6 protein-coding genes are annotated in these 7,387 nt (G+C 61.5%); 3 read left to right on the top strand and 3 right to left on the bottom strand.

Going from position 1 to position 7,387, the window contains the following annotated elements:
• Nucleotides 1–301: 301 nt before the first annotated feature.
• The 3 genes from SY1_RS08655 to SY1_RS08645 form a co-directional block, all read right to left on the bottom strand.
• Nucleotides 302–1,720 (bottom strand): DUF3999 family protein, encoded by a 1,419-nt coding sequence (locus SY1_RS08655; protein ID WP_208873476.1) that lies wholly within the window; start codon nt 1,718–1,720, stop codon nt 302–304.
• Between the two features lie 5 nt (nt 1,721–1,725).
• Nucleotides 1,726–4,641, bottom strand: coding sequence for a DUF2339 domain-containing protein (locus SY1_RS08650; protein WP_015556793.1), 2,916 nt, complete (start codon nt 4,639–4,641; stop codon nt 1,726–1,728).
• Between the two features lie 354 nt (nt 4,642–4,995).
• Entirely contained in the window at nt 4,996–5,673 is a 678-nt protein-coding gene (locus tag SY1_RS08645; protein WP_208873474.1) for a TIR domain-containing protein, read from the bottom strand.
• Between the two features lie 122 nt (nt 5,674–5,795).
• Between SY1_RS08645 and SY1_RS08640 the strand changes: the two genes are divergently transcribed.
• From SY1_RS08640 to fba, 3 genes are all read left to right on the top strand, one after another.
• Entirely contained in the window at nt 5,796–5,993 is a 198-nt protein-coding gene (locus SY1_RS08640) for a hypothetical protein (RefSeq protein WP_208873471.1), read from the top strand.
• Nucleotides 5,994–6,140: 147 nt separating this feature from the next.
• Nucleotides 6,141–6,317, top strand: a complete 177-nt coding sequence (locus SY1_RS08635) for a hypothetical protein (RefSeq protein ID WP_208873469.1) — start codon at nt 6,141–6,143, stop codon at nt 6,315–6,317.
• A gap of 218 nt (nt 6,318–6,535) precedes the next feature.
• Nucleotides 6,536–7,387: class II fructose-1,6-bisphosphate aldolase (gene fba / locus SY1_RS08630; protein WP_208873467.1), on the top strand; the 852-nt coding region annotated here is incomplete at its 3' end.

The raw sequence follows: 7,387 nt of genomic DNA, 5'->3' as shown, positions 1-7,387 counted from the left end.
CTGAAAAACGGCACCTCTTCTTTTTGCCTCCCCTGAAAGGGGAGGTGGTTCGCACCAGCGAACCGGAGGGGTCGTCTTCATACCCAACGACAACCCATCATGCAAAGGGCCAACAACCCCTCAGTCTCGCCCCTGCGGGGCTCGCCAGCTCCCCTTCCAGGGGAGCCTAATAAACCGGGGACCAACAACGCGCCTCTTCTTTTCGCCTCCCCTGCAAGGGGAGGTGTTCGCGTCAGCAAACCGGAGGGGCATCCTCTGAAGTCGGTTCAGTTTCCGGCACCGCTGCGTTTAGATCGACAGTCTAGTCCTGGTTCCCCGCACCCGATCCGGAGCGCAGCAGCTTCCATGCGATCGTGGAGAGCAGCACCGCCCCCAGGAGCAGGAGGCCCCACACCAGCCGACGCTGCCATTCGCCGTCCGGACGGTTGCGTTCGGCCCGCAGGCCCCCTCCCGCCGGATTGGGGTCCACGGGCGCGCCGACCTTCGCCTCCACGGCGCCGCTCGGCCGCACGTCCTGAAGCAGGTGCGGGCTCTGCAGCGCCAGGTCTTTTCGGGCGCTGCCGTAGGCCAGTATCCACGGAGCCCGGCCCTGGGCCAGAAAGTACAGGGTGCCAGAATGCCACCCCACCTTCAGCCGGGGCGGCGCCGCGGAAAAGTCCCGATCGAAGTCCAGACGCCAGTAGCGGTCTTCACGCCGGCCAACGCTCATGGCGGCGTTCGTCCGGAGGGTCCCCGCCTCGCGCACCCTGAAGAGCACCGCCGATCCGGCGGCACGCCACGGCGTCCCCGGGTCGGGGCGGGAGGAGCAACGCGCCCCATACAACCCCGGCTCTTGCAAAACGAAGTCGAGCTGCGTGACGGGGAACGCCCCTCCGAGGTCGTACTCCACCGCCCGGTGGTCCGGGGTTACCACGCCGTCGAACTCAGCGCTCCCGTCCTCAGATGCCCTTCGCTGCAGCAAACGGGAACAGCGCACCTCCGCGAGCGCGAAGGTCGGGTCCACGCCGCGCACCCTCAACAGAAGGTAGCGGCCCGGATGCCGGGGCAGCTCGATCTCGCTTCTGTCGAGGCGCGCGTCTCCCCTGCGGAGTCGGAGCAGGGGTATGTCGGAACACACCGCGTTCCAGTCCCGCAGGTTTTCGCTCCGGAGGACGTCGGCCTTTACGTTCAGTTCCGCCTCCCCGGAGGTCTGGAGGTTCAGCCGGTACGAGTTCGGGGCCCCGCCCGGTGCGATGGCGGCCAGGTCCAGGAGGTAGCTTCGGACGGCCCCGCCATCGTACGGGCGCCGTTCCCGAAGCTCGACGATGCGGCCGTCCGCATCGACCCGGACGGAGATGTCCGCGGGCAAAGCCTTCTCCGCACCCCCTCCGTCCTCTCGAGGGAGCTCGAAGAACGGCACGGGCGCCTCGACGCGCGTCGGAGGCGCTCCGGAGTCCGCGGCCTCCGAGACCACGACGAAGGGGACGACCTCTCCGGTCGAGTCGAAGACGGCAAGGTCGCAGTTCTGAGACTGAACCAGCCCGCGGTAGACCTCCTGGGGAATGGAGACTCTGCAGAGCGCTCCGTCAAGCTCCTGCCCCGTCAACGCGTTCGCATGAACGAAATCTTCCAGCGAAACCGGCTTTTTCGGGCTCGCGCCCCAGGCCCCGCAGGGCAGCAGAACGGTCAGCACCAGCAGGAACGCCGCCGCCCAGGGCGCCGGTCCCTTGCTCCTGACCACGGCCCTCACTCCTTCCCCCGGTCTGCAGCCGTCTCCCTTGGGGGCAGCGGCGCAGCCCAGCCGATCAGCAGAAACAGACCTCCCAGCACCAGAAAGGCAAAGATGCGGGTCAGGGTGGCGCTGCGGCTCAGATCGACGATCAACAGCTTGACCATGTCCGCGGCCAGCAGCCCCGCGCCCGCACGCCAGAGCGAACGGCTTCTCAATCGCTTCCCCTGAAGGATCCCCGCGAGGCCCAGGACGCCCCACAAGATAGCGATGATCCCCTGACAGTGCGACGTCCTCAGCGCCATCCAGATCGAGGAAAAGGCCTCGTCCGAGTACCACCACGCCGCCCGCGCGGCGACCTGGTTGACCCAGACGAACAGGAACCCGAAGAACCCCTGCCGCAGGGGATGGGACGGACGGGCGTCCTTGACGAAGGAACAGCGGAACCAGAGGACGCAGGACAGGATGAAGGTCGCCTGCCACAGTTCGAGGGGGTTCAACAGGGGGACGAACAGCCCGCCGACGGCGGTCCCCTTCCACTTGAAGCTGTCGACGAAAGCGGGCAGTTGCAGCAGCAGGGGAAGCGCTGTGGCAAAGGCCAGGGATTTGGGGCTCCCCGCGAAGGCCGAGCGCTCCCGCGCCCGCGACACGTGGAGCAACAGCGCCACCAGGGGCAGGAGCGAGAGCAGCTGCGCCCAGTCCCCTCCCCAGCGGAGCCCCCATCGCCCCAGGGCCATGTCGGCCAGCCTCAGCCCCACGAGGATTGCGGCGAAGTGGAAGATTTCGATGCCTCGAAAGCCGGCCTTCGTTTGATACAACAGGCGAAGCGACGGCCCGATCGTCGCCGCGTAGACGATGGCGCTCGCCGTAAGGCTGCGCCCGATGCCGAAGAAGTCCAGGGTCACGGGGCGCAGGACGAAAGGCAGCGTCTCGAAGACCCAAAGGATGCCGGCGATCAGCGGGCCGAACAGGAGGAGTTGGGCCGCACGCCAGTCGAGGCGCAGGGAGGCCCAACAGGCGGCCAGGGCGGTCAGGCAGACGACCGGGAAGGCCGAGAGCCAGGGGAGCCCGATGCGAGGCACCTGGTCGCCCATGGTCCCCCACCACCACAGGGCCCCGGCGCCCGTCAGCACCCAGGATAAGACGACGCAGGCCGAGTCCACGTTTGAGCGGAGAAATTCCGACGCCTGGCGTTCCCATCGGGTTCCATGGGGGAGGTCTTCCCCTCGCAGCCGGAAGCGCGTGATCCAGAAGCCGCTGCACCAGAGGGCGGCAGCGAACAGGACGCCGCTGGCGAGGATCGGACTCAGCACCGAATCGACCGTCAGGTCAATCCGCGCCAGTTCGGGGGCGTAGAGGCAGAGGGCCCCGACCTGCAGGAAAATTCCGCCCAGCAGGGCTTTCAGGCTTCCGTAACGACAGGCTGCGACGACCAGGAACGCCCCTTCGGCCGCCCACACGGCGGACGAGAGCACGCGCTCGAAGGCGTAAGGGAGGACGAGGTTCGAGAACAGGATGCTCAGCGCGGCAAAGAGGCGCCAGACCACGGGCTGATACCGCTCCCCTCTTTGGCGCAGCCAGACCCCTAAGATCAGGTACCACACCCCAAGCCCCAGGCAGGTCGAGGCCGTGCCGTAGGCGAGGTGTCCCGCTGCGTGGGACTGCAGGAAGAAGAAGACGAAGGGGACGAGGACGGTCAGGGGCATATCGGCGTCGTAGCGCGACGCTTCGGCGGCATCGGGGGACTCTCCCCCGGCACGGCGCATCGCGAAGCGAAGCGTGATCAACGTGTAGGTTGCGAGGAAGGCCAACAGGAAGGGCTCCACTGCAGAGAAGAGATCGGGCCTCCAGTTGCGCTGGCCCCAGAACAGGGCGATGCCGGCGGTGAGGAGGAAGCCCATCCGGTTCAGGAGGCGCCAGCGGCGTCGGAACGCGATGGCCAGGATCTCGAAGTTCAACAGCGTGCAGATGGAGAAGAGCGTTACGGGACTGCGGGCTCCCACCTGAAGCAGGTGGGGGGCGGCGAAGCCGCCGAGGACCGCAAAGAGCGCCAGGGGCTCGTAGTCCTGCACCAGCGCCAGGACGACGGTGACGACGGAGAGGAAGATCATCGCCCCAACGGCCGGTCCCTCCGGCAGGATGGGCACATTGGTGGAGGCCGAATGGAGTTTCGCGGCAGCCAGCACGACGAGGTAGAGCACGCCCATGCCGCCTCCCTGGAGGACCAGAGCGTAGGCACGACGCCGCAGCCGCATACGAAATCCGAAGGCCACCATCAGGAGGCCCGTGACGGCGGCGCCCGCCAGGCGCATCTCCAGGGTCAGCAGACCGAGGTGAACCGCGTAGCTGAAGAGCAGGCCGAACCCCACGAGGAAGAGGAGCACGCCTGTGCAGACCCAGATGTTCCCCTCGGCGATCAGCCAGGTGATGAGGCGGGACCATGCGGCGGCGACGGAGCCGGGTTGGCGGGACAACGAGACATCGTCGTTGGGGCCGTCGGGGTTGTCAGGGTGGAAGGCTGCTGCGGCGGCAACGGGAAGTTCCTCGACGGTGGGCTCCTCAGGCGTCTCCCGGAGGGATTCCGAAGGCTCCGGCGCCTCGAGGGAGACTTCGGGTACCTTCGGCAGGTCGAGGTCAATGGGCGCTTCTCCCACGGGAAGCTCGACAGGGGGCGGCGCTTCCGGCAGAGGAGGTGCCAGCGGCAGCTCCTCGGACAGGAGGTCGGCAGAGGGCTGCACCTCGGATAGAGGCGTGACGGAGGGCTGTTCCTTCGACGCCTCTCGCGGAATCGGGCCCTGCCGCATCGCGTCGATCGCCTTCTCCAGCGCCGTGATGCGGCGGCTCAGACGCTCCGTGGCGTCGCCCACCTTTCCCAGGATCAGAAGCGGCGACAGGATCAGCCAGAAGATCGCAAACACCAGGAGAACCAGCATTGCTCTGAACCTCGCTTTCCTTAATTTTTTAGTTCCTTAATTTTTTATGGAAGCGCTGATTAACCTTGAAAAGTTGTTGGAAGCAATCAAGGAGCATCCGTAAGGGTATCCTTCAGCGCTTCCATAAAATTCTAACATGGGGCTACGCCCCCTTTCGGGGAGCCTTCCAGATGCTGTTCGCTAATGCTCACAGACCCGTCAGTCTCAATCCTCATGTGCTTCGCACGGCCTGATGAAGTTTCAGGCACTAAAAGGAAAACATATGATTGACAGAGCTCTCGGTTAGATTCATCACCTTCTATATTTAGGTATAAGAAAAACCCGCCACGGTAGGCAGGTTAATGGTGGAAGCCTTTATAGTTTTTTGCTATCAATATTAAATCCAGCGGCACACAATTCTTTGAATAGATTTAATTTTCCATCTTCGACGTTATCTCTGAATGAAATATACATAAGACCGTTAATATCGGATGGCTTTTCCATGTTTTCTTGATCCTTTATCAGAATAGCAACCTTACTCCTACCTAATTTAGCCAAAAGCATACCTAACTCCAAAACAACATTTTGTCGAGCGCGATATCGTTTTTCACCAGGCTTATTGGTAGGATGCCCCTCATCATCTGGTGTAGTAAGAACTATGGCATAATGTGCTTGCTGTGTATAATTTTCCAGCTTTTCAATTATAGTTTGTCCCTCTGATGGAAGCTGGTCGAGAATAAGTGGTTCAATGTCCCACCGTCGCAACATAGCTTCTAATTGTGTCCGTGCAGTTGTGTCATGGCCATATACAACAAATACTTCGCGCGACGGTGCTATTGGTGTTGTTTGTGCAGTTCCCGTAGCGTCCCACAAAATCTTTTCGATTCGCGGTTTGTTTTTGCCCTGTACCGAAAAAGTACCCTTGTTAAAAATATTAACGATTTCACCAGTTTTAAAACGTAACTGGTCGCCGGTCCCATTAGTTAACCTTTTTTGCTCTTCTAACATCAATCCCTGAGCTTTCAAAATCTCTAATGCTTCATCTGTTTTCATCAAAAGCCACCTCCTCAAACCGTTTTTACTATAAAAACTACCTTTTGTCAATGTTTGTGTCATTGATCAGTGATAATGTCACCCCATGCCGCGGCAGGCAGGTCTTTTGGTAATACTTGGGTATGAAGCAGGAGCGAGTAGCATTGTCACAAAAAGAGATCAAGCGCATCAAGATCATGGAGCTGCTGGTCAACGAGAAGATGACCAACCAGGAAGCTGCAGAGTCCCTGAGCCTCTGTCGGAGGCAGAGCATCAGGCTCAGGAAAAAGTACACGACCCAGTATAGTGGACTCCAAATAGGGGGCCAGAGGGAGCGTTAGAGTTAATATAGGTCATATTATGAAAAGGGGCGAAAGATAGAGAGTAACGATCAGAGTTGATAGAGTCATGGGAGATAAAGGCAATCGTTATAGTCCGAGGTTGAAAGGCCGTCCGCCCCAGACAAATCGAAGTCCGTATTCACTCAGGTGCGCATCGACGAAGATACGTTCCTGAAAGGAAAAATTCTGGCGGCCGTCTACGACGAATCGTTCAACAGCCTGCTGGTGCGTGCTGTGCGCAGCGAGATCCGAACCTACGAAGCCGAGCACGGCCCCCTTCCAAAGCCTGCACGCCCGGGGCCCCGACTCACTCCAAGCGAATAGGATACGAAACAACCCCTCCGCCCCGCTCCGTTCGGCACCTCCCCTTACAGGGGCAAAACTCGTCGCCTTGAGCGACAAGGCGGCGCGCATTCCAAACTCATCGAGAGCTCGCGCACAATGCCGCAATGCTATAATGAACAGAAGCGCAGCGATCAGCCGGTGCTTTCTCGATCCGACTTTAAGTGCAAAAACAAAATTCATTCAAAGGGGTTTTCAGAATGCTGACGACGGCAACGGAAATGCTCAAGAGAGCGAGGGAGGGACGTTACGCGGTCGGGCACTTCAACATCAACAATCTGGAGTGGGCGAAGGCCGTCCTGCTGACGGCGGAAGAGTTGAGGAGCCCCGTCATCCTGGGCGTCTCCGAGGGCGCGGGAAAGTACATGACGGGCTTCGACACGGTGTCCGCGATGGTGAGGGCCATGGACAAGGGCCTGGGGATCACGGTGCCCGTCGCGCTGCACCTGGACCACGGCACCTATGAAGGGGTCTACAAGTGCATCAAGGCTGGCTTCACCTCCGTCATGTTCGACGGCTCGCACTACCCCATCGCCGAGAACCTGGAAAAGACGCGCGAGTTGGTCCACGCGGCTCACGCCCTGGGACTGTCCATCGAGGCGGAGGTGGGCACCATCGGCGGCGAGGAGGACGGCGTCCTGGGGATGGGCGAATGCGCGGACCCGGAGGAGTGCCGCATCATCGCGGAACTTGGGGTCGACATGCTGGCCGCAGGGATTGGGAACATACACGGCAAGTACCCCGACAACTGGCAGGGGCTCTCCTTCGAGACGCTCGACGCCATACAGAAGAGGACCGGCGCCCTCCCCTTGGTGCTGCACGGCGGATCGGGCATCCCCGCGGCCATGATCCAGGAGGCCATCTCCCTGGGCGTCTCCAAGATCAACGTCAACACGGAGTGCCAGGTCGCCTTTGCGGAAGCCACCCGAAAGTACATCGAGTCGGGCAAGGACCAGCAGGGCAAGGGCTTCGATCCCCGAAAGCTCCTGGCCCCCGGCATGGACGCCATCAGGGCGACGGTCAAGGAGAAGATGGAGCTCTTCGGCTCGGTC

Origin of the sequence: Fretibacterium fastidiosum, assembly GCF_000210715.1 — a bacterium.
In the GTDB taxonomy this organism is placed as follows: domain Bacteria; phylum Synergistota; class Synergistia; order Synergistales; family Aminobacteriaceae; genus Fretibacterium; species Fretibacterium fastidiosum.
Note: the sequence above shows the minus strand (reverse complement) of the source record. Positions and strands in the feature narration are given on the sequence as shown.